This is a genomic window from Streptomyces sp. TSRI0281, assembly GCF_001905125.1.
Taxonomy (GTDB): Bacteria; Actinomycetota; Actinomycetes; order Streptomycetales; family Streptomycetaceae; genus Streptomyces.
The window spans coordinates 352599-378603 of sequence record NZ_LWLE01000034.1 but is presented as its reverse complement, the minus strand read 5'-3'; the positions used below and the strand labels follow the sequence as shown (position 1 = coordinate 378603).

General features: G+C 71.9%; 20 protein-coding genes and 1 riboswitch. Of the genes, 4 read left to right on the top strand and 16 right to left on the bottom strand.

Annotated elements, in window-relative coordinates:
• Positions 1 to 111: 111 nt before the first annotated feature.
• The 10 genes from A6A29_RS33560 to A6A29_RS33515 all read right to left on the bottom strand — a co-directional run bounded on the left by A6A29_RS33560 (position 112) and on the right by A6A29_RS33515 (position 11848).
• Positions 112 to 582 (bottom strand): FtsB family cell division protein, encoded by a 471-nt coding sequence (locus tag A6A29_RS33560; RefSeq protein WP_073726054.1) that lies wholly within the window; start codon positions 580 to 582, stop codon positions 112 to 114.
• Positions 583 to 707: 125 nt separating this feature from the next.
• The gene (eno, locus tag A6A29_RS33555) at positions 708 to 2048 is read right to left on the bottom strand and encodes a phosphopyruvate hydratase (RefSeq protein WP_073726052.1); all 1341 of its coding nucleotides are present in this window, start codon (positions 2046 to 2048) and stop codon (positions 708 to 710) included.
• 258 nt (positions 2049 to 2306) lie between these two features.
• Complete coding sequence (locus A6A29_RS33550; protein ID WP_073726050.1) at positions 2307 to 3038, bottom strand: LysM peptidoglycan-binding domain-containing protein; 732 nt, start codon at positions 3036 to 3038, stop codon at positions 2307 to 2309.
• Positions 3039 to 3041: 3 nt separating this feature from the next.
• A riboswitch (cyclic di-AMP (ydaO/yuaA leader) is annotated at positions 3042 to 3222 on the bottom strand.
• A gap of 290 nt (positions 3223 to 3512) precedes the next feature.
• Positions 3513 to 4490: a LysM peptidoglycan-binding domain-containing protein gene (locus A6A29_RS33545; protein ID WP_073726048.1), complete on the bottom strand. Its 978-nt coding sequence runs from the start codon at positions 4488 to 4490 to the stop codon at positions 3513 to 3515.
• Between the two features lie 140 nt (positions 4491 to 4630).
• On the bottom strand, positions 4631 to 6139 hold the full coding sequence (locus tag A6A29_RS33540) for a cytochrome P450 family protein (protein WP_241838752.1): 1509 nt from the start codon (positions 6137 to 6139) through the stop codon (positions 4631 to 4633).
• Positions 6136 to 8571 (bottom strand): tetratricopeptide repeat protein, encoded by a 2436-nt coding sequence (locus tag A6A29_RS33535; RefSeq protein ID WP_073726046.1) that lies wholly within the window; start codon positions 8569 to 8571, stop codon positions 6136 to 6138. Before A6A29_RS33535 ends, A6A29_RS33540 begins: the two co-directional genes overlap by 4 nt.
• Before the next feature lie 41 nt (positions 8572 to 8612).
• The gene (locus tag A6A29_RS33530) at positions 8613 to 9587 is read right to left on the bottom strand and encodes a nucleoside triphosphate pyrophosphohydrolase (protein WP_073726044.1); all 975 of its coding nucleotides are present in this window, start codon (positions 9585 to 9587) and stop codon (positions 8613 to 8615) included.
• A 30-nt stretch (positions 9588 to 9617) separates the two neighbouring features.
• Positions 9618 to 10274 (bottom strand): SurA N-terminal domain-containing protein, encoded by a 657-nt coding sequence (locus A6A29_RS33525; protein WP_073726042.1) that lies wholly within the window; start codon positions 10272 to 10274, stop codon positions 9618 to 9620.
• 174 nt (positions 10275 to 10448) lie between these two features.
• A complete protein-coding gene (locus A6A29_RS33520; protein WP_241838751.1) occupies positions 10449 to 10871 on the bottom strand; it encodes a GtrA family protein in 423 nt (140 codons plus the stop codon).
• The gene (locus tag A6A29_RS33515; RefSeq protein WP_073726040.1) at positions 10868 to 11848 is read right to left on the bottom strand and encodes a glycosyltransferase family 2 protein; all 981 of its coding nucleotides are present in this window, start codon (positions 11846 to 11848) and stop codon (positions 10868 to 10870) included. The genes A6A29_RS33520 and A6A29_RS33515 overlap by 4 nt, the downstream gene beginning before the upstream one ends.
• A gap of 123 nt (positions 11849 to 11971) precedes the next feature.
• On the opposite strand from A6A29_RS33515, the gene A6A29_RS33510 reads away from it, so the two are divergent.
• On the top strand, positions 11972 to 14689 hold the full coding sequence (locus A6A29_RS33510; protein WP_073726038.1) for a YfhO family protein: 2718 nt from the start codon (positions 11972 to 11974) through the stop codon (positions 14687 to 14689).
• Positions 14690 to 14773: 84 nt separating this feature from the next.
• Here the strand turns inward: A6A29_RS33510 and A6A29_RS33505 are convergent, their stop codons facing one another.
• The 3 genes from A6A29_RS33505 to A6A29_RS33495 form a co-directional block, all read right to left on the bottom strand.
• A complete protein-coding gene (locus tag A6A29_RS33505; protein WP_073726036.1) occupies positions 14774 to 16333 on the bottom strand; it encodes a serine/threonine-protein kinase in 1560 nt (519 codons plus the stop codon).
• Positions 16330 to 16941 (bottom strand): hypothetical protein, encoded by a 612-nt coding sequence (locus A6A29_RS33500; RefSeq protein WP_073726034.1) that lies wholly within the window; start codon positions 16939 to 16941, stop codon positions 16330 to 16332. The genes A6A29_RS33505 and A6A29_RS33500 overlap by 4 nt, the downstream gene beginning before the upstream one ends.
• A gap of 97 nt (positions 16942 to 17038) precedes the next feature.
• Complete coding sequence (locus A6A29_RS33495) at positions 17039 to 19267, bottom strand: N-6 DNA methylase (protein WP_073726032.1); 2229 nt, start codon at positions 19265 to 19267, stop codon at positions 17039 to 17041.
• Between the two features lie 207 nt (positions 19268 to 19474).
• Between A6A29_RS33495 and A6A29_RS33490 the strand changes: the two genes are divergently transcribed.
• Both A6A29_RS33490 and A6A29_RS33485 read left to right on the top strand, forming a co-directional pair.
• Positions 19475 to 19885 carry a hypothetical protein gene (locus A6A29_RS33490; protein WP_073726030.1) on the top strand — a complete coding sequence of 137 codons (411 nt, stop codon included), beginning with the start codon at positions 19475 to 19477 and terminating at the stop codon, positions 19883 to 19885.
• Positions 19886 to 20099: 214 nt separating this feature from the next.
• Positions 20100 to 20861 (top strand): hypothetical protein, encoded by a 762-nt coding sequence (locus tag A6A29_RS33485; RefSeq protein ID WP_073726028.1) that lies wholly within the window; start codon positions 20100 to 20102, stop codon positions 20859 to 20861.
• A gap of 103 nt (positions 20862 to 20964) precedes the next feature.
• On the opposite strand, the gene A6A29_RS33480 is transcribed toward A6A29_RS33485, so the two are convergent.
• Both A6A29_RS33480 and A6A29_RS33475 read right to left on the bottom strand, forming a co-directional pair.
• Entirely contained in the window at positions 20965 to 21744 is a 780-nt protein-coding gene (locus A6A29_RS33480) for an HNH endonuclease family protein (RefSeq protein WP_198953464.1), read from the bottom strand.
• Between the two features lie 227 nt (positions 21745 to 21971).
• Positions 21972 to 22838, bottom strand: coding sequence for an SCO6745 family protein (locus A6A29_RS33475; protein ID WP_073726024.1), 867 nt, complete (start codon positions 22836 to 22838; stop codon positions 21972 to 21974).
• A gap of 145 nt (positions 22839 to 22983) precedes the next feature.
• Between A6A29_RS33475 and A6A29_RS33470 the strand changes: the two genes are divergently transcribed.
• Positions 22984 to 23565, top strand: coding sequence for a TetR/AcrR family transcriptional regulator (locus tag A6A29_RS33470; RefSeq protein ID WP_073726022.1), 582 nt, complete (start codon positions 22984 to 22986; stop codon positions 23563 to 23565).
• 346 nt (positions 23566 to 23911) lie between these two features.
• Here A6A29_RS33470 and A6A29_RS33465 read toward each other — a convergent pair whose 3' ends face one another.
• A complete protein-coding gene (locus A6A29_RS33465; protein ID WP_079183134.1) occupies positions 23912 to 25978 on the bottom strand; it encodes an NACHT domain-containing protein in 2067 nt (688 codons plus the stop codon).
• Positions 25979 to 26005 lie beyond the last annotated feature (27 nt).

Genomic DNA, 26005 nt, shown 5'->3' with positions numbered 1-26005 from the left:
GTTCTGCTCGACGTTTGCTCGAAAGGTGCTGCTCGAAAAATGATGCTCGGAAGGTGCTGCTCAAGGGTGCCGCTCGAAGCCTCCGCTCGAAAACCGCGGCCCGGAAACGGGTCAGTCGCGGTCGGCGGTGTCCACGCCGTCCCAGAGGTTCGAATGCCAGGGGCGGTCCGCCGCGCCCGGCTCTCCGCGGCGGTCCTCGGCCGCGTCGGGATCGGCCACCGTGTAGCCGGTCTCCCCGGGGAGTACGTAGTGGAGGTGCTCCCGGGCCAGTCGCCTGATGTACGCGTCGTCCTGGAGCCGCGCCTTCTCGTCGCGCAGTTCCTCGGTCCGCCGGCCCGCCTCCTGGGACAGCCGCTCCTGATCGGCGATCTCGTCGCGCTGGGAGACGTACTGCCGCATGGGGTACGCGAGCGCGACCACCAGGGAGCAGACGATCAGGGCCAGGAACGCGGCCCGGCCGGTGAGCCGGGAGCGGTGCGCCTGGCGGCGGTTCTGGGACCGGTAGACGCGGGCCGCGGTCTGCTCACCGAGCAGTCGCAGCCTGGTCGCGGTGGAGAACCGGTCGCGGTTCTTCCCGGCCATGTCTCCCGCCTCCCCATTACGCACGTCCGTCCCCGCACACGGTACGGGACCGAGTGCGGGGACGGACGGAGGCTGGTGCCTGGAACCCCCGAAGGGCCGGTGACCGGCCCCCGGGTGCCGGGGTATCAGCCCTTGAAGCGCGGGAACGCCGAGCGGCCCGCGTACACCGCGGCGTCGTCGAGGATCTCCTCGATGCGCAGCAGCTGGTTGTACTTGGCGACACGGTCCGAGCGGGCCGGGGCGCCGGTCTTGATCTGACCGCAGTTCACGGCGACGGCGAGGTCGGCGATGGTGACGTCCTCGGTCTCACCGGAACGGTGCGACATCATGCACTTGAAGCCGTTGCGCTGGGCCAGCTCGACGGCGTCCAGGGTCTCGGTCAGCGAACCGATCTGGTTGACCTTGACGAGCAGGGCGTTCGCGGAGCCCTCCTCGATGCCGCGGGCCAGGCGCTCCGGGTTGGTGACGAAGAGGTCGTCGCCGACGATCTGCACCTTGGCGCCGAGCTTGTCGGTGATGACCTTCCAGCCGGCCCAGTCGTCCTCGTACAGCGGGTCCTCGATGGAGACCAGCGGGTACGCGGAGACGAGCTCCTCGTAGTACTCGGTCATCTCGGCGGCCGAGCGGGACTTGCCCTCGAACTCGTACGAGCCGTCCTTGTAGAACTCCGACGCGGCGACGTCGAGCGCGAGCCCGATGTCGCGGCCGGGGACGTAACCGGCCTCCTTGATGGCCTCGACGATGAGGTCCAGGGCGGCGCGGTTGGACTCCAGGTTCGGGGCGAAGCCGCCCTCGTCGCCGAGTCCGGTGGACAGGCCCTTGGTCTTCAGGACCTTCTTCAGCGTGTGGTAGATCTCCGCGCCCCAGCGCAGGGCCTCGGAGAAGGACTCCGCGCCGATCGGGGCGATCATGAACTCCTGGATGTCCACGTTGGAGTCGGCGTGCGAGCCGCCGTTCAGGATGTTCATCATCGGAACGGGCAGCAGGTGCGCGTTCGGGCCGCCGAGGTAGCGGAAGAGCGGCAGGTCGGACGCCTCGGACGCGGCGTGGGCGACGGCCAGCGAGACGCCGAGGATGGCGTTGGCGCCGAGCGACGCCTTGTTCTCGGTGGCGTCCAGGTCGAACATCGCCTGGTCGATGAGGCGCTGCTCGGTGGCGTCATAACCGACGAGCTCCGGGCCGATCTGCTCGATGACGGCGAGGACCGCCTTCTCGACGCCCTTGCCCTGGTAGCGGTTGGGGTCTCCGTCGCGAAGCTCAATGGCCTCGAACGCACCGGTGGAGGCGCCGGACGGAACAGCAGCACGTCCCGTGCTGCCGTCGTCGAGGCCAACCTCGACCTCGACCGTGGGGTTTCCCCGGGAGTCGAGGATTTCCCTGGCTACGACGACGTCGATGGACGGCACGAGGCATCTCCTTCTGGGATATGACGCTGGTGGTGCAGGGTCACTACGGCCTTGCGACATGAGCCTAACCGGCCCGGCCCGATCGGGCGGCCGACCGCCCGTCTCCTGGGACGAAAAAGGACCCAAGGCCGTGCAATACAGGACGAAGGTCCAGAAATTTACTGACCGGTAACTACAAGGGTTGAACGATTGCGGCGCGGGCCACCGCGCAAGAACCCCGGCCCGGCGCGCACGGGGGAGAGTGCGCCGGGCCGGGGAACCGGCCGAGGAGGATGCCGCCGGACATCCGCCTCGGGGGAGGAGAAGCCGTGTGCCGGACTACTTCAGGTGGAGCTGCTGACCCGGGAAGATCAGGTCGGCGTCCTTGACGATGTCGCCGTTGAGCTTGAACACCTTCTGCCAGCCGCCCTTGACGCCTTCCTTGTGAGCGATCTTGCTCAGGGTGTCGCCGGACTTCACCTTGTACTCGCCGTCACCCTTGGCGACCTTCTGGCCGGTCGGGGTCGTGACGGTCTTCGGGGTCCCGGCCTTCGGGGCGGTGCGCTGCTCGCTGCGCGAGGCGGGCTGCTCGGCCTTGCGCTCCTGCTGCTTCGGCTGAGCCTGCTGCTGCGGCTGGGCCTGCTGCTGCTTGGCCTCGCTCTGGCCGGAGCCGGTGTCGACGCCCGGGTCCACACCGTCGTTGCTCAGGTTGCCGGCACCGGCACAGGCCCAGGCGCCGGGGCCCTGCATGTCGAGAAGCTTCTCGGCGGTGGCGATCTGCTGGGACTTGGAGGCCAGGTCGGCACGGGCGGCGTACTGCGTACCGCCGGCGGCGGCCCAGCTGGACTGCGAGAACTGCAGACCGCCGTAGTAGCCGTTGCCGGTGTTGATGGACCAGTTGCCACCGGACTCGCACTGGGCGACGGCGTCCCACGTGGAGACGGAGGCGGCGGAGGCGCCGGTCGCACCCATCAGCGGGACGGCGACGGCGGCACCGGCGACACCGGCGAGCGTGGCGACACGGACGACCTTGGACGGGCGGCGGTGCTTACCCTTGCTGTGAAGCAGCATGGAACTTCCCCTCACCGACGCCTACGAGGTGAGCTGTCGGGTTCGGGCCAAGTGAGTTGCCCGGTCGCACGTCCTAGCACGCGACTTCACCCCAAGCCGGTCCTGATCACTCTCGTACGGGACGAGACGACCGGGCCCGGCGCTTACCTGGGTCCCCCGCTCCTGCCTACGGCGCTTTACGCGTCTGTTCCCTTCGACCGACGGCAGGATTCGGCGTGACGATCGACGGGGCCCGCGGTGCGAGCGGTTCCGACCGTAAACACAGGCAACCCCCACATTCAAAGATGGACATACCGGTCAATCGCCCCTTACTTGCCCTCACCGAAGAGACGTTTTCGCAGGTCGGGGGCAATGTGGACGGATCCGGCGGACGAGACACGCCAGTTGAAGCAAAGAGACCCATGTCTCACTTACGCATAAGTGGACATAGGCCCCTGAACTACCCCGGTTTTCGGGGTGTTTTCCCCTACGCGATCAGTTGACCGCGGCGTCCTCGGGGCGCTTGCCGAGGTCCAGATCCAGGTTCTGGCCGGGCAGGATCAGGTCCGGGTCCGAGCCGAGTGCGTCCTTGTTGGCCTCGTACAGCGCGGCCCATCCGCCGGAGAGTTTCTGTGCGTCAGCAATCGCCCAGAGACTGTCGCCCGGCCGGACGGTGTAGTCGCTGCCGGCCCGCTCCGCCCCGCCGTCGCGAGCCTCGCCGTCGCCGCGGGACGCGTGCCGGCCGGACTCGCGCCCGTCGTCACCGTCCGCCGCCCGGCTCCCCTCGGGAGCGGGTGTGCCCCGGTGCTTGCCGCCGTTGCGGTCCGTGTCCTTCGAGGCGTCAGGCGCCGCGGAGTCCTCGGGTGCCGAGGAGTCCTCGGGCTTCGCGGAACCCTTGGGCTTCGTCGGGGAAGGGGTCCCGTCCGGGGTGGAAGGGGTGGTCGAGGGGTCGGCGGCCTCGCCGGGCGCGTCGCCCGCGTCCGCTTCGCCCGCCGCGTCCCCCTTATCACCGTCCGCACTGCCGTCGGCCGACGGGGTCGCCGTGTCCGACGGATCGGCGGACGGCGTGCCGCCCGGGTCGACGCCCGGCAGGGCACCGTCCACCGCGAGTCCGGAGATCACCGCACAGCTGGGCCACGCCTTCGGGCCCTGGTCGTCCAGGACCTTCTCCGCGACGGAGATCTGCTGCGAACGGCTGGCGAGGTCGGCCCGGGCCGCGAACGCCGTGCCGCCGTACGCCGACCAGGTGTCCTGCGAGAACTGGAGCCCGCCGTAGAAGCCGTTACCGAGGTCGGCACTCCACATGCCGCCGCTCTCGCACTCCGCGACCCGGTCCCAGGTCGAGGCGTCGGCGGCGTGTGCGCCGGTCGCGCCGAGCAGCGGAATCGCGATGGCCGATCCCGTCACGCCCGCGGCGACGACGATGGCGGGTGCCTGGCGAGGGCGACGGTGCCTGCCGTTCGCGGAGCCCATGGGATTTGCCTTCCGTGCGACTGACGAGTGGGTACTGAGTGGTTGACGAGTCATCCGACGCCCGACTGATGCGTCGAACGGTGAACCTAGCGGGACTCGAACGTGTGTCACAAGTCGATGCAGCGGAGATCACGTGAAAGTCACAGAGTTGACGCAGCGTCACCTTCGCCCAGTCGCCGCCCCGGCTCGAACTCCACGGGGAGCGTGCGCAATCCCCGCATGATGAGCCCGCCACGCCACCGCAAATCGGCAGGTTCTCCCGCAAGTCGCAGCTCCGGAAGGCGTTTCAGCAGCGTAGCGAGAGCGGCCTGTCCCTCCAGCCGGGCGAGCGGTGCTCCCAGGCAGTAGTGGATGCCGTGCCCGTATCCGAGGTGCTGATTGTCACTCCGTGCGAGGTCGAGCCGGTCCGGGTCCTCGAACCGTTCCGGGTCCCGGTCGGCCGCGGCGAGCACGACGAGCACGGGGTCGCCCGCGGCGACCTGCTGTCCGCCGAGCGTCAGCGCCTCGGTGGCGTAGCGCCAGGTGGCCAGCTCCACCGGTCCGTCGTACCGCAGCAGTTCCTCGATGCCCGTGGCCAGCAGGCCGCTCTCCCCCGCGTCGAGCGAACGCTCAAGGAGTGCGCGCTGTTCGGGGTGGCGCAGCAGGGCGTACGTGCCGTTGCCGATGAGGTTGACCGTGGTCTCGAATCCGGCGAAGAGAAGGATGAAGGCCATCGCCGCGGCCTCGTTCTCGGTGAGGTGCTCGCCGTGGTCACTGGCCCGGATCAGCCCCGAGATCAGATCGTCGCCGTCCCCCTCGTCGCCCAGGCCCTCCCGCTTCCGGTGGATCAGCTCCGCGAGATAGCCGCGCATCTTCTTGACCGACCGGGCGACCCCGCCGCGCGGGCCGCCGCCGTGGCGGATCATCATGCCCGCCCAGTCCCGGAAGTCGTCCTGGTCCTCGCGCGGGACCCCCAGCAGATCGCAGATGGCGTAGATGGGGAGCGGGAAGGCCAAGTCATGGATGAGGTCCGCTTTCCCCTCCTCGATGAAGTCGTCGATGAGGCGGTCCGTCAGCTCCTGCACGCGCGGCGCGAACTCCGCGACCCGGCGCGGAGTGAACGCCTTGGAGACGAGCCGGCGCAGCCGGGTGTGGTCCGGCGGGTCGATGTTCAGCAGATGCGTCATCAGCTCCGCCTTGCGCTCCCCCGGGATGCCCGTCTTCCCCTTGGCGTGCGCCGGCCCGGCGTGGTGCGCCGGGTTCTTGGAGAGCCGGGAGTCGGCGAGGGCCTGCTTGGCGTCCGCGTACCGCGTCACGAGCCAGGCATCGACCCCGCTGGGCAGCGTCGTCCGGTGTACGGGGCTTTGCTCGCGGAGCCATGCGTAGGCGGGGTACGGGTCGGTGGCGAACTCCCAGGTGAAGAGTTCGGGGGCGGGGGACGGGGCGGGGGCGGAGGCGGGAGCTGCGTCGGTCTGCGCGGGCGCGTCGGCGGAGGCAGCGGAGGCGTGCGGGCAGACGGGGGCGTCGGCGGGCTCGGGCTCGGAGGCGCGGGAAGGGGCGTCGGCACTGGCGGGCGCGGAGGCAGGGGAAGGGGAAGGGGCGTCGGCAGTGGCGGGCTCGGAGGCGGGGGAAGGGGCGTCGGCGGGGGGCTCGGCGGGGCTGGCGTTCACCCCTCGACGTTATCCGGCGCGCTCGGACGGTTCCGTGCCAGCTCGGCGAGGATGTCCTCGGCCTCGTGGTGCCCGGCCTCGGCCGACTTGTGGAACCACTCCTCGGCCTCGGCCTCCTCCCCCTGGTCCCACAGCATGACCGCCAGCGCGGCGGCGGCGTAGTAACTGCCCCGCGCGTGCCCCACCTCGAACCAGCGCCGCGCCTCCTCGGTGTCACCCCGGTCCCGCAGGTCGTTGGCGAGATTGGTGGCCGCGCTGGTGCCGCCCGCTTCGGCAGCCGCCCGGTAGAGCGATTCGATCTCGGGGTCGTCGGGGTCCCGTTCCCGCAGGACCAGCGCGAGGTTGTTCGCCGCCCGGTAGTACACGGTCCCGCTGGTCGTGTGGGCCAGGGCCCTGCGGTACCAGTGCTCCGCCACCTCCAGTTCGTGCCACTCGTGGAACAGGCTGCCCAGGCTCCCCGCCGCCTCCTCGTGCCCCATCTCCACGGCCCTGACGTACCAGCGGCGCGCCTCGTGGTTGTCCCCGGCCCCCGCCGACAGGTCGCCCAGCCGGTGCGCGGCCGCGCCGTCGCCCGCCTCCGCGGCCCGCGTCAGCCAGTGCAGCGAACGCTCGGCCAGGGCGGCGCCGAGCGCACCCTGCGCCTCGACGTCGCCCGCCCGGGCCGCCATCTCCAGATACGGAATCGCCGCCGCCCCGTCGCCCCGGGCCGCGAGCAGCTTCCCCACCGCACCGGCCGCCTCGGCGCTGCCCGCGTCCGCCGCCCCGCGGAACCAGCGCTCCGCGGCTGCCTCGTCGCCGAACTCCCGGTCGATGCGGCCGAGTGTCATCAGGACGTCCGGGTCGCCGGCCGCCCTGCGCTCCAGCACCGCGTGGGCCCGCTCGAAGACATCGGCCCGGAACCGGGCGACGCCCCGTACCGCTTCCAGCGCGAGCGGCCACATCCCCAGGGGCACGGGAGAGGTGAAGCCCGGAGCCTGGTCCTCCGCATCCGCGACCAGGGAGCCGTACGCCCGCCAGGTGTTCTCGCCCCGGCCCGGTACGAGCATTCCGGTCACCCCGTGCTGGATGCCGGTCGCCCAGGCGAGGGCGTCCTCGAAGCTCTCCTGCTCGGCCCGGACGTCATCGGGCCCGTACATCCGGTGCGCCGCGCGCAGCACATCGAGCGCCACCTCGCCCCGGGCCCCGCAGCGGGCCAGGTCGATCGCGGCGCGCACCAGCAGGTGTCCGCGCGGGTGGGCGCCGGCGCGGCGGCCGGCGCGACGCCACTGGTCCGCGAGCTCCGGGCCGATGGCCAGGTACTCGGTGACGCCCCGGTCGCCGCGTCCGTGGCGGGCGCCCGACAGCCGGTGGTCGGAGAGGTTCCCGTCGAGCCTCGCCAGTTCGGCCGGGCTCCACTCGCAGCTCAGCTCGACCGGTTCCACACCGATCAGCACCCGGGCGCTCGGGGCGGCGCCGAAGCGGTGTACGTCGTACACCTCGTCGCCCATCGTGGCGAGCACCGGCGTGGTCTCCCGCACGAGTTCGGCCAGGACCGCCGCGGTCAGGCCCTTCTCGCCGAGGTGGCCCTCCAGGTCGTCGAGCCAGACGACGGTGTTCTCGCCGCCCCGGCCGCGCAGCACGGCGGGCAGACCGCGCAGGTCCGTTCCGGGCGAGGGCGCGTAGATCCTCGTCTCACCGGAGAGGTTGCCGAACAGCGCCGCCCAGGCCGTCCTGGTCTTTCCCGAGAGCGGCTCGCCGGTCACCAGCACCAGCCCGCCGGACCGGGCCGCGTTCCGGACCAGGGCGCCCAGTCCCGCGTCGCAGTCCCGTTCCGTGTAGGCGGGGAGGACCGGCTCGTCGGGGAGCCTGCGGGTACGTCGTACGCCGAGCGCGACCGGGTCGGCCCGGTCGAGCCGCGGCCAGTCGGAGACCGCGGGCAGGGCGTGGTGCGGGCCGGATCCGTAGTAGTTGTTGTTCTGTATGCCGTTGCCCTGGACGGGGCCGGTGAACGTGCCGTCCCGGAAGTCGGAGCGGTGGTGGTGGTCGGACGGTGCGTCATCGACGGTGAACCGCAGGTTCCGGACCGTGCCGGTCCGGATCGCCGAGCCGTGGAGCGTGTCTCCCGACGCGGAGTGCCGTACGACGTCCTCGCGGACCGGTGCCGCGTCGTCCGGGGCCGCCGCGAAGTCGCGCAGAATCCTGGCCAGCGTGGCCAGGGCGGCGGGGTGCCTGCTGTCCAGGTCCTCGACTTCTCCGAACACCATGGACCAGGCCGTCGTGACCGAGTCCGGGTCATCGTCCAGCAGCTCGTCCCTGATCTCGCCGAGCTCGGCCGCGAAGCCGGCGAGGAATCTCCCCGGTGCGCGAGCGGCCAGGTGGAACCGCTCCCAGTCCCCGCCCGCCATCAACCGGATCAACCCGTCGGCCAGCAGCTTCAGTTCCGCGTCGTCCACGCCCTGTCCCCCACACCTCGAACGGCTCTGGCACCACCGTACTAACGGGTGTTGCCCTCCGCCGCCAGGATCGCGTCGCGGTACGCGCGGGCGGCGGCGCGCAGGGCGGCCTCCGGGTCGATGCCGTCGCGTTCGGCCCGCACGGCGAGGGCCAGCAGCTCGTAGCCGATGGAGTCGCCGGTGGGCAGGGTGACTTCGAGTCCCGCGGTGCGGGTGCGGCTGCCGAGCTTGGCCGCCAATGCCAGACCCGGCTGGCCGAGCGGGACGCCTTCGGTGACCGAGTCGCGCTGCTTCTCGATCGCTTTGGTGCGCAACCAGTGAGCGCGGACATCTTCGGGGGTCTCCGCGGTCTCGTCACCGAAGACGTGCGGATGGCGGTGGATCAGCTTCTCCACGAGACCCGCCGCGACATCGTCGATGGCGAACGGCTCCTCGGGGTCCTCCTCGGCGATCCGCGCGTGGAGGACGACCTGGAGCAGGACGTCCCCCAGTTCCTCGCGCAGCTCGTCGCGGTCGCCGTCCTCGATCGCCTCGACCAGTTCGTACGCCTCCTCGATGGCGTACTTGGCGAGGCCCCGGTGCGTCTTCTGCGAGGTCCACGGGCACTCGCGCCTGATCCGGTCCATGACCTGGACCAGGTCCAGGAGCCGGGCGCCCGGCAGGTCGTACGAACCGGGCAGCAGCTCCAGGTCCGGCATCGCCACCCGGCCCGAACCGCCGAGGCGGGCCAGTCCGTCGGTGAGCGGCCGGTTGCCCTCGCCGCCCACCAGCACCACCACGCTCCGGCCGCCCGCGCAGTCGTCGACCAGCTCCCCGGCCGTCGGGGCGGCGTGCTCGACGGTGACGCCCGCCTCGCGCAGATACGGCAGCTGCGGGTGGGCCGGGTCGGCGCAGAGCACACGGTCGGCGGCGTGCAGCGTCTGCCAGGCGGGCCAGGACAGCAGCCCGGGTGCCACCCGGTGGCTGGCGGTGAGCAGGACGATGCGGCCGGGGTCGCCGGGGGCTTCAGCGTTCACCCCTCGAACCTACCCCGGCCCCCGGACGGCTCAGGCGCCCGCCTGGGCGTCCTTCGGATCGAACTCGGTGATCTGGGTGATCCAGGGTGCCTTGAAGTCGCCGAGCTGAAGCTTCTGGTCGTCCCAGGTGCCGAAGCGCGGGTTGACGTCGATGTCCAGCTCCGTCGACGCCCTGGTGAGCGCCTCGCCCACCACCTGCTGCCCGGCGGGGGTTCCGAGCTCGGCGCCGAGCGCCGCGCCCAGCTTCATCAGCTGGGCCTCACGGCGCATGTCGCCCTCGATCTGGTCCGGGGCGACCCAGCGCTGCTGGAGCCGCATCGCCTTCAGCTGTGCCTCGCCGCCGGACTCCGCGGCGGCCGCCAGCCGCGTCTCCTGGATCTCCTTGCGGGTGACGCTCACCCCGGCGTCCTCGGCCGCGCGGTCCAGGATCCGGCCGAAGATCAGGCCGTGCAGCTTGGCCCGGCCCAGCTGGCCGGACTTGTCGACCAGCTGAGCCGCCTGCGGCGAACTCTCCTGGGCACTGCGGACGTCCGCGGCCTGGGCCTGGACCGCCGACACCTCGATCCGTTCCCCGCCGACAACGGCCGCGGCGCCCGGATGGGCCTGGCTACCGCAGGCGGAGAGGAGCGGCGCCGCGACGAGCAGTGCGGCGGAGACGGCGAGCGCGGTGCGACGGCGGCGGTGCAAAGGAGCCTCCCGGGGAGAGTTTGTGCATCAGTGCACAAAGCCTTGCGGTGATCGATGTTAGGCAGTGGACGTGGTTCGGGCCACCGATTCGACCAACGATTCGGGAGGAGTTGGGGATGTGGGGCGGCAACGGAGTCGGTACGGGTGTCGGTGACGTGTTCCGTACGGGTTCGTTCAGGGCACCCGTTCGACCGCCGGGTCCACCGGATCCGGCCGCAGCATGATCGTGCGGGAGACCACGAAGGTGATCGGGATGGCGGCCGCGGCGGCGATCAGCGGGGCGTAGCGGCTGCTGAATCCGGCCAGGTCGACCAGGACGTACACGCCGCCGGTCGTGATGAGGAAGTTGGCGGCGTTGGTGAGCGGGAAGAGCAGGAACTTCCGCCAGGTGGGGCGGGTGCGGTAGGTGAAGTGGGAGTTCAGGAAGAAGGACCCGGTCATGGAGAGCGCGAAGGCGAGAACGTGCGCGGCGATGTACGGCAGCCAGGTCAGCAGGGCCAGGTAGCAGGCGTAGTACGTGCCGGTGTTCACGACGCCGACCAGGGCGAATCTGGCCAGCTGCCCGATGACCGGCCTCGACGGCGGGGCGTCGTTCACCGGCGTACGAGTCCCCGGGCCGGGTGCGGCTCCTGTGGCGGGCGAGGCCCCTGCGAGGCGGAGATGTTGGACGCCTTCACCAGGAAGTGCGGCCGGCGCTTCACCTCGTAATAGATGCGCCCCACGTATTCACCGACGACCCCCACCATCACCATCTGTACTCCGGCGAGCGCGGTGACCACGACGAGGAGCGTGACATAACCGGGGGTGTCGACCCCTCTCACCAGGGCGACCCCGACGATCCAGGTGGCATAGGCCAGCGCGAGGGAGAGCAGCAGCAGGCCGAGGTAGAGGGCGGCGCGCAGGGGTTTGTTGTTGAAGGAGAGCAGACCGTCGAGGCCGTAGTTGAGGAGCTTTCCGAAGGTCCAGGCGGAACGGCCCTGTTCCCGCACGGCGTTCTCGTAACTGAACGTCGTCGTGCGGAATCCGACCCATGCGAACAGGCCCTTGGAGAAGCGGTTGTACTCGGTGAGTTCGAGAATGGCGTCGACGGTGCGCCTGGACAGCAGCCGGAAATCGCCGACGCCGTCGACGAGCTCCACATCCACGAGGCGGTTGATCAGCCAGTAGTAGGCGCGTGCCCCGACCGTCCGGGTGACGCGGTCGCCCTTGCGGGTGCGGCGGGCGATCACCTGGTCGTTGCCGAGCGCGTGCTCCTCCAGCATGCGGCCGATCAGCTCCGGCGGGTGCTGGAGGTCGGCGTCCATGATGACGACGGCGTCGCCCTCGGCGTGCTGGAGGCCGGCGAGCATGGCCGCTTCCTTGCCGAAGTTGCGGCTGAAGGAGAGATAGCGGGCCCGGGGGTCCACCGCGGCGAGCGTCTCCAGGATCGTCAGCGTTCCGTCCCGGCTTCCGTCGTCGACATAGACGAGCTGGAATTCATGTCCCAAGCGCGCGATTTCATCCGTGACACGCGCGTGGAAGCGTTCGAGGATTTCCTCCTCGTTGAAACACGGCACCACTATCGAGATCAGCACGCAAGCACATCACCGCGCCCAGGTGTCGGAACCCGATGCTCCGTATGACCAATGGGCGTCGCTTCAGTGAACTGGCCCAATTCGGCACGGGGTTACCCGTTCGGCGCTGACATATTTCTTCGTATGCCGAACTCCCGCCCCCCTGCCGCGGCCTGCGCACTTGCCGCGCTGGTCACCGTCGCCACCGTGTGCGCGGGCGACGCCGCGGCCCGCAGCTTCCCTTTCGGGCCGCACACCCGCAGCGTCAATGACCTGGGCAATCAGTTCGTGCCGTTCCACACCCGGCTATGGGACCTGCTGCACGGGCAGGCCGACGGCGGGGTGCTGCTCAACTGGCAGTCGGGGTTCGGGACGAGCTTCCTGCCGGACCTCGGCACGTACCTGACGAGCCCGTTCGCCCTGCTCGTCGGGGTCTTCCCGCGCGACCGCATCGATCTGGCCGTCTATGCGGTGACCGTACTGAAGATGGCCTCGGCCGCCGCGGCGATGGCCTTCCTGCTGCTGACGCTGCGTGGCGGGCGCCGGTGGGCGGCCGGGGTGCTCGGTGCCTCGTACGCGCTGTGCGGCTGGTCGGTCCTGGAGGCCACGTACAACCCGATGTGGCTGGACGGTCTCGTCGCCCTGCCGCTGCTGTGCCTGGCCGGGGAGTGGGCGCGGACGGGGCGGCACCGGGTGGTGGCGCCGCTGGTCGTGGCGGTGCTGTGGATCGCGAACTTCTATACGGCCTATATGGCGACGCTCGGGGCGGCACTGGTGCTGGTGGTGCGGCTGGTGACCGAGTCGCCCGACCGAGGGGCGGCGGGCCGGGCGCTGCTGCGGGCCGCAGGCACGGTGGCGCTCGGGATCGGGCTCGCCGCGCCCGTGCTGCTTCCCGTCTACCTCGGCACGAAACACGCCTACCCCGGCTGGACCCGGCCGTTCGCCCCCGCCTCCTGGCCCGATGTCCTGGCCCGGCTGCTTCCGGCCACGTACGGATTCTTCACTCCCTCGCTCTTCCTGGGCACCGGAACCCTGCTGCTGGCCTGTGCGCTCGCCTTCCAGAAGTCCGTGCCGCGCCGCGAGCGGTGGGCCTGGGCGGGGCTGGTGGCGGCCGTGGCCCTGTCCTTGCAGTGGGGGCCGACCCATCTGCTCTGGCACGCGTTCGCGACCCCCAACGGAAGCCCGTACCGGCAGACGTTCGTACTGGCCGGAATCCTCGTGATCGCCGCCTGGATCTCCGTGTCGTACGACTGGCCGGGGTGGCGCGCCCTGCTCGGCGGGGGCGCGGTCCTGGTGGCGGTCGGCGCCGGGGCGGCCTCCAGCGGTCTCGTCACCCGATGGACGTATCCGCTGTTCGCCGCCGGTCTGCTGGCGGCGGGGGCCGCGCTCGCGCTGGTACGGCGGGGGGCCGGGCGGAGCGGGCAGGGGCGCGGGCGCGGGTGGTACGCCGTTCCGGCCGTGCTTCTGCTGGTCGTGGCACAGGCCGGACAGGCGGCCGCCACGACCGCGTACGCCGACCGGCAACGCCTCGCGCGGCTCGACGACTACGCGCCCTGGGGCGCACGGCAGAGCGCCCAGGCCGAGGCGGTGGACCGGGCCGACGGCTGGCCGCGCTACCGTACCGATCCGGGCCGCGAGCCGACCACCGCCAACGATCCGCTGGTGGTCGGCGGCCAGGGCGGCGCGTACTACAGCAGCCATACGCCGGATGTCCTGACCCGCACCGTGCGGGCCCTCGGCGGTGGCTGGACCTCACGCGGGCGCGCCGTCCAGAGCCTCGACAATCCGGTCACCGACGCGATCTTCTCGGTCGGGGCGCGCCTGCGTACGCCCCCCGATCCGCACCAACCGTGGAACGCGCGGGACGACCGGCCCCCGACGGTGACCCGGGCGCAGGTGCCGCCGCTGGTGACCGTACGCGGACCGGGGTCCGGGGCGCCGCCGGTGTACGGGCGCTCGCCGTTCCGGAATCAGGAGAAGCTGCTCGGCGCCTCCGTCTACGCGGTGCCGCCGACGACGTTGCGGGACGCGGCGGGGCCCCCGGCCCCGAAGGCAGGAGCACCGGGCCGGGAAGCGCCGGGCCGGGGAGCGCCGGGCCGGGGAGCTTCGGGCCGGGGAGCTTCGTCCTACCGGGTGGAGGGCGGGGCCACCTACACCCTGACCGCCGCCTGCCCGGCCGGTCGTGAGGTGTATCTGTGGGCGCCGGATCTGTTCGGGCGGGCCCGGCTGGTGGCCGCGCGGGACAGCGGGGACAGCGGGGACAGGGGCGACGCGCGGGAGACGGAAGGGGTGCGGCTCCAGGGGCAGTTGCCCGCGAGGAGCGCGGCGATGGAACGTCTGGGCACGCCCGCGGGCGCCTCACGAGGAGCACCCGGAGGCGCGTCCGTGCAGGTCACGCTGGAGCCCGAGCGCGACGGAACCGTGCCGCACGCCGCCATCGGCTGTCTCGACCGGACCCGTCTGGCCACGGCCGTGACCGCGCTGACGCGCACCGGGGCGACCTCCGTCCACGTCACCGGCGACGGGGTGCGGGCCGAACTGCCGCCCGGCACCACCGGAACCGCCGTCCTGGCCGCGCCGCGCATCGCCGGGTGGAGCTGTGGCGGACGGCCCGCCGACGCGTATCTGGGGCTGGTCGCCGTACCCGTACCCGCCGGTGCCACCTCGGTCAGCTGTACGTTCCGGCCGCCGGGGCTGCGTGCGGGGGCGGCCGTCGGGGCGGCCGCGCTGCTCGTCCTGGTGGCGACGGCGGCCGCCGGGCGGCTGACCGGCCGCCGTACGCCCCGGCCGCGCCGCCCCTGGGCCCGCCCGGCCGATCCGGTCCGACGAAGCGAACCGGTCCGACCGGGCCCTCCGGCCTGACGCCCGAGCCGTTCCGAGCCGTTCCGGGCCGTTCCGAGCCGTTCCGAGCCGTTCCGAGCCGGACACGCACCCGGCCCGTCCCGCTCAGCCGCCGCGCACGTCCTGCTGGTGCGTCAGCCGGCGGCGCAGCTCCACGGGCAGCGGGTGGTGCGGCCCGTACACACGCTCGGCGTCGTACAGCAGGGCCTGTATCTGGGCCCGCCCCGCCGTGTGGTCGCCGACCGCGAGCAGCAGGTGTCCGATGCGGTGGCGGATGTCGAAGGCGCGGCCGGGATCGGTGCCGACCGTGCCGTACCCGTTCTCGTAGTACGGGAGGACGCTGCGGTACTCGTGGAGCGCGGCTGCCGTCTCGCCCAGCTGCTCCAGGCACTGGGCCGCGTCGTAGCGGTACTGGAGTGTCTGCCCGTCGGCCGGTCCCGCCTCCGCCGTGCGGTCCTCGGCCAGGCGGCGCAGCACGGGCAGGGCGCGGCGGTACTGCCCGTCGTCCAGCAGCGTCGCCGCGTACTGCTTGCGCAGGATCCGGACGACGGGTGAGTGCTCGCCGTGTTCGGCGGCGGCGGCCGGGAGGATGCCGCCGAGGATGTCCACCGCCTGCGTGATCCGGCCCTCGCCGAGCAGTCGTTTCACCTCGTCGACGGCCCCCGCCACATCGGGCCGGGCGGCCGGTCCGGGCGCGGGTGCCGCGGGGCCGGGCGGCTGCGGTACGGGAGAGGTCGCCGGGGTGGCCGCCCGGTCCGGCCACGGGGCGTGCGGCCGGAGGAAGGGGCGGGTCGGGTCGAGCGGCCCCGCCGGGGCGCCGCGGGCGGGCAGCAGCGGGGCGAGCGACTCGTACACCTCCTGGGCGGAGGCCGGCCGGGCCTGCGGGTCCTTGGCGAGCAGCCGCAGGACGAGCGCTTCGAGCTGCTCGGGGACCTCGGCCCTGAGGTGGCGTACCGGGAGCGGCGGCTCGTAGAGATGGCGGTGCAGGACGCCGAGTGCGGTGGAACCCGCGAACGGCACGTCCCCGCTGAGGAGTTCGTGCAGGAGCACCCCGAGGGCGTACAGATCGGTGTACGGGCCGACTGCGCCGCCCATCGCCTGTTCCGGGGCCATGTAGGCCGGGGAGCCGATCGGTGAACCGGTGTGGGTGAGACGGGTGGTGTCCATGTCCAGGACGGAGGCGACACCCAGGTCGAGCACGGTGACGGTGCCCTCGGGCCTGACCATCACATTGCGGGGCTTGAGGTCGCGGTGGACGATCGGCACGGCGTGCACGGCGGACAGTACGGCGCAGAGCTGGGCGGCGACCGCGACGGCCCAGGGCCAGGGGTAGGGGTCGTGCTCGGCGAGATGGTCGGCGAGGTCGGCGCCCTCGACGTACTGCATGACGAGGTAGAGGTCGTCGTCGTCGCTGCCCGCGTCGTGAACGGTGACCAGACCGGGGTGGTCGACCTGGGCGGTGACCCGGCACTCGCGGACGAACCGGCGGCGCAGCTCGTCGGCGGCGTCGCTGCCGGTGGGCCCGGCGACCCGGTCGGGGCGCAGGAGCTTCACCGCGACCCGGCGGTCCAGACGCTGGTCGTACGCCGTCCATACCTGGCCCATGCCGCCCTGGCCGAGGACGGTGGCCAGTTCGTACCGCCCGGCGATGACCCGCCCGCTCACCGGCCCTCGCCCTCCTTGCGGAGGTAGTCGCTCAACTCGTCCAGCTCGGCACGGACCTGGTCGAGGCGCTGGGGCGCGGCGGGCGGGGGTGCGGCGGGGGCCGGGGTCGGGGTCGGGGTCGGGTGCTGCGTCGGGGCGTACCCGCCGTACGGGTGCGGCTGCTGGGGCTGGAGTTGCTGCTGGGGCTGGGGCTGGGGCTGGGGCGGGAAGTGCGGCTGATACCTGGGCGGGTGCGGGTGAGTGCCGTACGGTCCGTCCGGGCCGTAGTGGCGTATCTCCGCGTACAGGTAATAGGCGACCACGCCGACCATGACGCCGAAGATCCAGGTGACCCCGATGAACGCCTCCGCGTCCGTGGTCTTGTCCGGGTCCTCCGGCATCGCCAGCATGAACGCGAAGAGCCCGGTGTTGAGCGCGAACACGAGCGCCAGCAGCGCCCAGTCGCGCGCCCTGCGGGTGACGATAGCCAGCCTCAGCATCGCCCCCCAGGCCAGGAACCCGAGGCTCAGTACGGTCATCGCCACAAGAACCACGCGCACCGCGGTCAGCGTCGCCGAGGACGGGCGGCGCTTCGGTGGCTGCTCCGGCGGATAGCCGTAGCCGTGCATGTGCTGCTCCCGGAGGCGTATGTCGGACGTGTGCTGTGAGCGTATACACCGACACGGACGAACGGTCCCGGGTTGTGCGCGAGCTCTGTGGTTCACCTCACTTCGGAGCGACCGTGCCGTCCGTCAGCCCGTCGTACATCCCCTGTACGAGCAGCCCCCCGAGCCGCCCCGCCGCCCGCAGCGCGTCCTCGAACTCGGCGAGCGTACGGAACTGCTCCCCGTACCTCCGCTGTTCGGCGAGCGGCAGCCGGGGCAGTTGGAGACGGCGGGCGTCGAGCCGGGTGGCCGTGGACGCATAGCTGCTGGCCTGCCGGTTGTTGGCGGTGCCGCGCAGGAATCCGGCGAGGAACCAGGGGTCGATCGCGGCCGGATCGGGGCGCAGCAGCTGGAGGTTGCGGCCGAGCGCGGCACCCGCGGTGGCCTCGTCGACGACGCGGGTGACGGACCCGCCGCCGAGGACGGGTACGACGACGTCGCCAGGTTCGAGGAGCACGGCGTCGTCGGCGCCTTCGGGGTACGCGGTCCCGGCGGCGGGCGTGCCGCCGGGTGCCGCTCCCGCCAGCACGTCGTGCTCCGTGAGGACGGGACCCGTGCCGCCGCCGGAGCCTCCGGTGCGCAGGTGCAGGGCCCCGGCGCGGGCGAGTTCACCGACGGTGGTCAGCGGCCAGTGCGCCGGGCCGGAGAGGTCGGCGGGCGGCGGGGTGAGGCGGGCGGTAAGCCGCAGAGTGTCGGCCAGCCGCTCCCGTACGCCGATCAGCGCGGCTGCCCCGCCACCGGCGGTGGGTCGCGGCAGATGCCGGGCGGGGGCGAGATCCACGTCGTCGTCGAGGAGTTCGATGACGGGGACGGCACGGCTGACGCCGGGTACGCCGGCCGGGGGGACGGCGCTGCCGGTGTGGCGCTGCCAGGCGTCGAGCACGGCGCCGCGCACCGCGGGCCAGTCGATCCGGTCGCGTCCGCCGCCCGCCGGGGAGCCGGAGCCGGGCCCGGAGGCCGGTTCGGCGGGCTCGGCGGTGTCGATGAGGAGCAGTTCGGGGGCGGGGTGCGGACCGCTGCCCGGCTTGCGCAGGATCCAGAGGTGGAGCGGGATGCCGTACGGGGGCGCGGCCCCGGCCGGGAGCGCGACGACCGCGCGGAGCGCTCCCCGGCGCAGGAGGTCGGCGCGGATCCGGCGGCCGGAGCGGCGGGACGCGGCGGCCGGGGGCATCAGCAGGACGGCGGTGCCGCCCTCCCGGAGGCGGGCGAGCGCGTGCTGGACCCAGGCGAGTTCGGACTCGGTGCGGGCGGGGAAGCCGTACTCCCAGCGCGGGTCGTAGGCCAGTTCGCCGTGGCCCCAGTTGCGCTCGTTGAAGGGCGGGTGGCAGAGCACGGCGTCGACGGCGAGCTGCGGGAAGGCGTCGGCGCGCAGGGTGTCGCCGGTGCGCACGGCCAGGGTCGTCGCGTCGGGCCCGGCCCCCTCGCGGTGGAGCGCGAGCCGGAGTGCGGTGAGCGCGGCGAGGTCGGGGTCGGCCTCCTGTGCGTACAGGGCCGTGGGCCTGTCGACCGCCCGGAGCAGGGCGCCTGTTCCGGCGGCGGGGTCGAGGAAGGTGCGGGCGGGCTGCTTTCCGGCGGACCGGTCCGTGTCCTTCGCCGGTTCGGCCAGGGCTGCCATCAGCTCGGCGAGATCGGGCGGAGTGAGGGTGTACTGACGCGGGTTGGCGTCGAGCTGACGGCCGAAGAGGAACTCGAATGCCTGCCGGGTGCCGGTTTCGGCGGCGAGTGCGGCGACGGCGCGCAGGAGCGGGACGGACGCCAGCAGATCGGCGGCGTCCGGGGTGTGAACAACCCGTACTCCGTTGGCGGACGGTTCACCGGGGGCGGACAGTTCGCCGGGGGCAGATGGTTCACCCGACCGGGACGGCGATCCGGCACCGCGGGGCGATCCGGCATCCGGTCCGAAGCGGGCGGTGAGGACGTCGTCCAGCGCGTGCGGCAGCACACCGGCCATGCGCGCGTCCGAGACGGCGGCGAGCTCCAGCCAGGCGGTGGGGCGGTCCCGGACGAGCAGCAGGCCGCAGCCGGCGTGGATCAGGGCGGTGACGGCACCTGCGGGATGCCCGGTCACCTGCTGCCAGACCCGCTCCCGAAGGGGCACCTCGGCGAGTTTTCCCTGGTCGCGCAGCCACTGTTCCACCTGGGGCAGGGCGAAGGACGGGCTGGTCTCGGTGCCGCCGACCGGCTTGGGGAAGTCGGCGTGACGACGGCGCCAGTTGCTGACGGCGGCCCGCCCCACTCCTGCGAGCCGCGCGATCCCGGCCGCGGTCACCTCTGTCGCGTTCTCCGGCACTGACTGTCTCCCTGATCCGTCCGCGCTGTGTCGGCGAGCATACCGACCTGATCACCCGCCACCGATTCACAGCGTGACCCGACCCATCCATCGTGAACCGTGTTGACTCGGTTCACAAGCTCTGTTGTGATGTGACCTGTTCCCGTACCTGCCGGACGGGGGCGCGTCCGTTCGCCGTTCCCGTGTTCACCAACCGAAGGGCACAGCATGTCCGAGTACCCGCGCCCACCGCAGCAGGTGTACGCCCCCGCCCATGCACCGGGCGAGCGTCCGGGGCGCCGCGGGTTCGGCACGACGGCGTTCGTCCTCGGCATCACCGGCAGCCTCCTGGGGCTGATCCGGCCCCTCTTCTGGCTCGCGGGGGGCCTGGGCCTGCTCGCCCTCCTCCTCGGCCTGGCGGGCCGCCGCCGCATCGGACGCGGCGAGGGCGCCGACCACGGCATGACCAGTTTCGGGGCCCTGCTGGGCGTGGTCGCGCTGACGCTCTCGCTCGTCGGCGCGGTGCTCGCGCTCAGGGCCGGGGCCGGCGGCACTCCGCCCGACGGCACGGCGACGCCCCCGGCGCTCAGCGCCGCCGGAAGCCCGGGGCACGTGGCGGCACCGACAGCCGTGGCCTGACCGGCGCCACCACAGGCACCCGCGCAGACGCCCCGACCGGCGCCCGGTTCACCGTTCCGGGGCCACCGGCTCCCCTGCCACGCGCGCCGTCCGCCTCACGCGCTCCGTCCGCCTCACTCACCCCGTTCACCTCTCTCACCCCGTCCACCTCGCTCGCCTCGCGAGCCCCGTTCACCCTTCACTCCGCTCACCTCATCTCCCGGAGTCATTTCCCATGCGTCTTCTCGCCCGCACCGCCGTCAACACCCTCTGCGCCCTGTCCGTGCTCAGCCTCGCCGCCTGCGGCACGGGGGCGGTCGATTCGGCCGATTCGGCCGCCCCGAAGGCCACCGGTCCGTTCGCGGACATGTCGGGTCCCGAGGTCACCAACAAGGCGCTGTCGACCACGAAGAAGGCGAAGTCCCTGCGGATATCGGTCGACCTCCGGTCGACCGACGGCCCGGTCAAGGCCGACTTCGCCACGAGCCGCACCGGCGAGTGCATCGGGACCATGTCCATCGGCCCCGCAGGAACGATGGAGATCATCAAGACCGGTGACACCGTCTACACGAAGTTCGACGAGGCGATGCTGCGCGAGCAGTCGAAGGGCGAGCCCGAGGCCGATGTCGACGCCGCGGTGAAACTGCTCGCGGGCCGCTGGATGGAGTCGAAGGCGACCGACGCGGACACCAAGGACAGCATCGAGTTCTGCGACCTCGACGGAATCCTGAAGGGCTTCGAGGCGAACGACACCGCCGCCCGCAAGGCCGGCGGGGCCACGGTCGCGGGCAAGCCCGCGCTGCGGCTCACCGAGAAGGACGGCAAGGAGACCTACACGGTCCTGGTGGCCGCCGAGGGCGCCCCGTACCTGCTCCGGGTCACGTCCAAGGGCGGCGAGGAGCCGACGACGATGAACCTCTCCGCGTTCGACGAACCGGTCGTGGCGAAGAAGCCCGCCGCCAAGGACATCGTCGACCTGGACCGGCCGGCCGGCTGACCGCCCCGTACGCGAAGGGGCTTCGACAGCGGTCACCCCGCCGTCGAAGCCCCTCCCCCGCCCGTCCGGCCTCACCCCCGCTGCCGTACCGCCGACCGCGCGCTCAGCCGCCGCACTGGGTGAGCATGGCCTCCTTGTCGGCGGTGGTGACCGGCAGTTCGTACTTCAGCGAGACCTGTGCGAAGCGCACCGCGTACGAGCAGCGGACCGGCTTGTACGGCGGCAGCCAGGAGGCGGGGCCCGAGTCGCGCTTGGCGTTGTTGGCGGGGCCGTCCACCGGGATGAGGTTGAGCGGATCGTTGGCGATCCGCTGCCTCTTGGCCTCGTCCCAGCGGGCGGCGCCCATCTGCCAGTCGTAGGACAGCGGCATCACATGGTCTATCTGCACCTTGGTGGCCTGCTGCTTGCGCCAGGCGATGGTCGACCCGGTGTACGGGTCCTTGAGGGTCATGGAGATGACCACGCAGTCGGAGCCCGAGCGGTGTTCGATGCCCTTGCCGTCGCGGGCGAGCAGGTCGTTGCGGGTGTCGCAGCCGTTGCGGGAGAGCGGAATGCCGTCGACCGGGTCCTTCCACGCATAGCCGAACTTGTCACGCTCGTAGCCGGTCTTGGGGCCGCGCCCCTTGGTGGCCACCTGCTCGATGACCTTGCGGGCGGCCGCCCGGTCCGCGTCGGTGGTGAGGGGTGCCAGACCCGGCTTCGTACCGTCGGGGTTGTCGAGCGGGCTGGCCCCGAAGCCGCCCGCCGACTGCCCGCTCCCACCCGAACCGCCGCCCGAACCGCCCTCGGCCGCAAGGTCGTCGGGGTCGCACCCGGCCAGGGCCAGCACGGCCACCGCGCTCAGTACGGGCAACACCACTCGGTATGTACGGGGAGATATCACGCGTAGCCATCCTGACGGGGAGAAAGACGAACCCGGGAATCCTATGGACCTCTTCCCCGCCGACGCGCACTCATGACGACGGTTCGGTCAGGATGCGTCCCGAATCACACCTTCCCCGGGCGCTCACATCTCCCCGGCGCTCACATCCCCCGCGCGCTCACATCTCCCCGGCCGCTCACATCTCCCGGCCACTCGTATCTCCCGGCCACTCGTATCTCCCCGCCTGCTCACACCTTGCCGATGCCCAGGGTGTTCTCCGCCGGGAGCAGCCCACTGCCGAGCGTCGTCACCCACAGCGGCTCCAGCAGCGCGACGAGACGGACCCACGCCTCCTCACCGAGGGCCCTCCAGGGCCCGGCCGCCAGTTCGTCGGTACGCCGCTCGACTCGCGCCCGCAGCGCCCGCCCGGCCTCGGTGGCCGTCCCGTCCGGCTCCAACAGACCGCGGCCTTCGAGCCGCTGGCGGGCCGCCGCCCACTCCCCCGCACTCCATCCCCGGCTCTCGAACGTCTCCGGGCTCGCCGCGCCCACGGCGGCGAAGGACACCAGGCACTCGACCGGGTCGAGATCCGCCTCCACCAGCGCCCGGAGGTGCCCGTCCCCCCGGTGCTCGCGCAGGATCGTCGCGGCGTGCCAGAGCGCGAGGTGCGGGGTGTCCGGCCAGGACAGTGCCGCGTTGGCCGCCGCCAGCGGGCGCCCGGTCACCTCGGCGGACAGCGCGGCCCGCCGGGCCGACTCGGCCGCCGCCGCGAACTCCGGCCCGTCGAGCCGATCCCCGAACAGCGTCCGGTACGCACGGTCGACCGCCCGCAGCCGGGCCGCGAGCACCGCACCGGGCTCCGCGACGGACCAGACGGCGGGTACGAAGGCGCGCACCATGTCCGGGCTGTAGCTGTAGAAGGTTTCGGTGACCCTGTCCGCACCGGCCGCCCCGAGCGGCGCCGCGCGCCAGGCGAAGTAGCTGGGCCAGCGGTCCTCGGTGCCGTAACCGAGGGCGGCGGCCTCCTCGAATGCCTCCGGCGCGTAGTAGAGGACGGCGTGCAGCGGTTCCAGCAGATGCCACATCTGACGTACGGGCCCCAGGTCCTCGGACATGTCCGCACCTTCCGTAGTTCTCGGCACCCGGCCACCGGCCAGGCATCCAGTCCCGTATCTAGTCAGTGACTAGATCGAGTGACACTCCCAGAGTGCGCCCCGTCGATGAACTTGTCAATGCCTAGATTCCGCGTACGGTGCTGGCATGAGCAGCGAACGCACCTATCACCACGGCGACCTGCGGCGCGCCATCCTGACCGCCGCCCTGGACGTCATCGCCACCGACGGCCCCGCCGCCCTGAGCCTGCGCGACCTGGCCCGCCGGGCGGGCGTCTCGCACGCCGCCCCTGCCCACCACTTCAAGGACCGCACCGGCCTGCTCACCGCGATCGCCACGGAGGGGTACGGCCTGTTCGCCGACGCCCTGGCCGCCGCGCCGGACCTCCAGGAGCGGGGTGTGCGGTACGTACGGTTCGCGACGGAGCACCCCGCGCACTTCCAGGTGATGTTCCAGCCGGACCTCTACCGCACCGACGCCCCGGACCTGCTCGCGGCAAAGGCCCGCGCCACCGAGGCACTGACCGAAGGCATCGCGGGGCTCCCCGCGTCGGGCCGGGGCGAGGACCCCCGACTCGCGGGCGTGGCCGCCTGGTCACTGGCCCACGGCTTCGCGACGTTGCTGCTCAGCGGCAACCTGACCGGCCCGATGGGCGAACAGCACCCGGAGGAGGTCTTCCGGTCACTCACGGAGCTGATCTTCACTCCGGAAAACGGCCGCGCCAGCTGACGGGTCAATACATCTAGGCTGCTCCTCATGGGCGTTCCTGAGTGACGAACGAGGTCCCGCAGCGGGACCGGAAGCCGCCCGGCGTCGACCGCCAGGCCCGTTCGTATGCCTACGCACCCACCCAGGAGTCCCGGCCATGCCGCACGCCCGACCCACGCCCGTACCGCCCGCACTCCCCTGCCCTCCGACGGCCTGGACCGCCGCATCGAGCTGCTGCGACGCGACTACCGCTCGGGCTGCACGAGGAGATCGCGGGGGCGCTGGCGGGGGCGGATCGTTCGTAGCGTCGGGTGCGGAGACCTCAGTCGTAGTCTCTCGGGCAGACGCAAGACGAAGCCCCGCCCTGCTACGGAGTCCGGACCGAATCGGGGGCAGGCGCGGGATTGGAGGAGCTCGTAAGCGGAACGGGATGGCGCGCAAGCCATTCCTGGAACTCACGGTGCCGGAACTGGTAGACACCGCCGGTGATCCGGATCAGCCCTGCCACATGGCACCAGTCCAGGAAGCGGCTCAGTCTGAGCGGGACGCTGCGGAAGTGAACCAGCAGCCAGCACAGATACATCACCGTGTCACCGCTGAGCGCGCAGTAGAGCACCCCGAACAGAGCGAGGGGAAACAGGTAGGCGTCCGGCCCCAGGCCCGCCCGGAGGCTCAAGCTCACGAGAACGGCAGTGGGGCACAGCAGGACGAGGGCGACCAGAGCGCCACCGCGAGGCCAACCCGACGGGCCAATAACAGCGGCGTCCAATGCGTGCCCGGCGAGGAGACCGGCATACAGTGCGAACGTCGGCAACGCGGCCAGCGCCATGGTCCAGTCACCCATCCCACCGAGCTGTTCCGGAGCCAAGGTCCACCATATGACCAGGGCGGGCGGAACCGATGACAACAAGACGCCCCAGCGGTTGCGCCCCGTCAGGGCCGCTTTCACTGCTACCGCCCACAAGGGGCTGCGCCATGGCGGCAACCACATGGCCGAAGGAAGCATCAAACTGAAACCACCGGGACGTAGGTGCAGCAGAGCCAGCACCGCGATACCCACAGAGACCAGCGAGAAGCCCCATTCGGTTCCCCCCCAGTCGCCAGCCGGCAGGAGAGCACACAGCGTGATCAGCGTCAGGAGACCGACCATCACGGCGTACAGCGCTCGGGCCCGCAGGGCCCCTGGGGAGCGCGCCAGCTCCGGCAGTACGAGCGTGTTCGCCCCTCCGTCCCGCGCCTCCAACCGCAGCGCCAGCTGGTGCAACCAGGAGTGCACTCTTTCCGGGGAGTACCGAGCCTCCTCATCGACGGCGCGCACGGACGCGGGGATGAAATGGGCGAACATCCTGTCCGTGACTTCTCGCTCCGCCCCGGCTCCCATCAGCTCCCCCGGATCGTTGACCCGCTCGTAGGCCGTCGCCATGGCTGCCAGCCGCCACGGCGTGGAGACAGACCGAGCCAGGACCCCTTGCGGATGGATGCGCAGCTCGTCCAGGACCGGACGCCAGACCGCCTCCCGGTGGACGGCGTCCTGACGCATCGAGAGAAATCGAACCCCCTCGTCGGCCGCCACCGGATCGATCTCCACCCGGGCAGAGTCCAGCATGGGTCTGCCGGACGCCTCCAGGACGTCGTACAGGTTGGTCCGGCAGGTCAGCACAACCGGTGCCGGCTCCAACCCGCTCTGGTAGCCGGTCAGTGCGTCCAACACCTGCTGCGCTCGTGACTCCGGGAGCGGCACACCCGGCTCGTCCAGCTCGTCGAGCCCGTCGAGGACAGGGAGCACCAGGCCCGAGTCCATCAACTGGGCGGCATGAGCGGAGGTGCTGCCGTAGTCCCGCACGAGATGCCTGACGACCCAGTCGCGAAAAAGCTCCTGCCGCCCCCAGTCACCGAGCGGCAGCAGCACCGGTACCGGTTCCTCCTCCGCCCGGCTCCTGTTGAACTCCGCGACGAACACTCTCGCCAGCACGGACTTCCCAGCCCCCGGCTCACCCGTGATCACCAGTCGACGGGGGCGGACGGCCCGGTAGTCCGCAACCAGCCCGTCCAGCGTTCCATTCGGAACCAGAGGTCGGGTCGCGCTCCTCACGTGCGCGGAGCGCCGGAAGGCGAACGTGACACGGACGGGAACCCGGTCGCCGCCCATGATGCGCCGCGACAGCAACTCCGCGCTCGCAACCGTCCGCCCGAGCCTCATCGCCAGGGCCGCTCCATCCTCCACCGCAGCAGGGCCCGTACCACGCAGGAAAGAGACGACCGGCGTCAGGACGGCCAGCACGATCATGACCACGGCCACCCGGTCTGCCAAGGTCTTGGCGCCCTCACCGAAGCCCAGTACGTACGTCAGGCAGAGCACCAGCAGCGCACACGCACCCACGGTGAGCGGAGCCCATGCCCGCCATCCTGCTCGCCCCTTTACCTTCATCCTCATCACTCTGCCACTCCCCACCAACGTCCA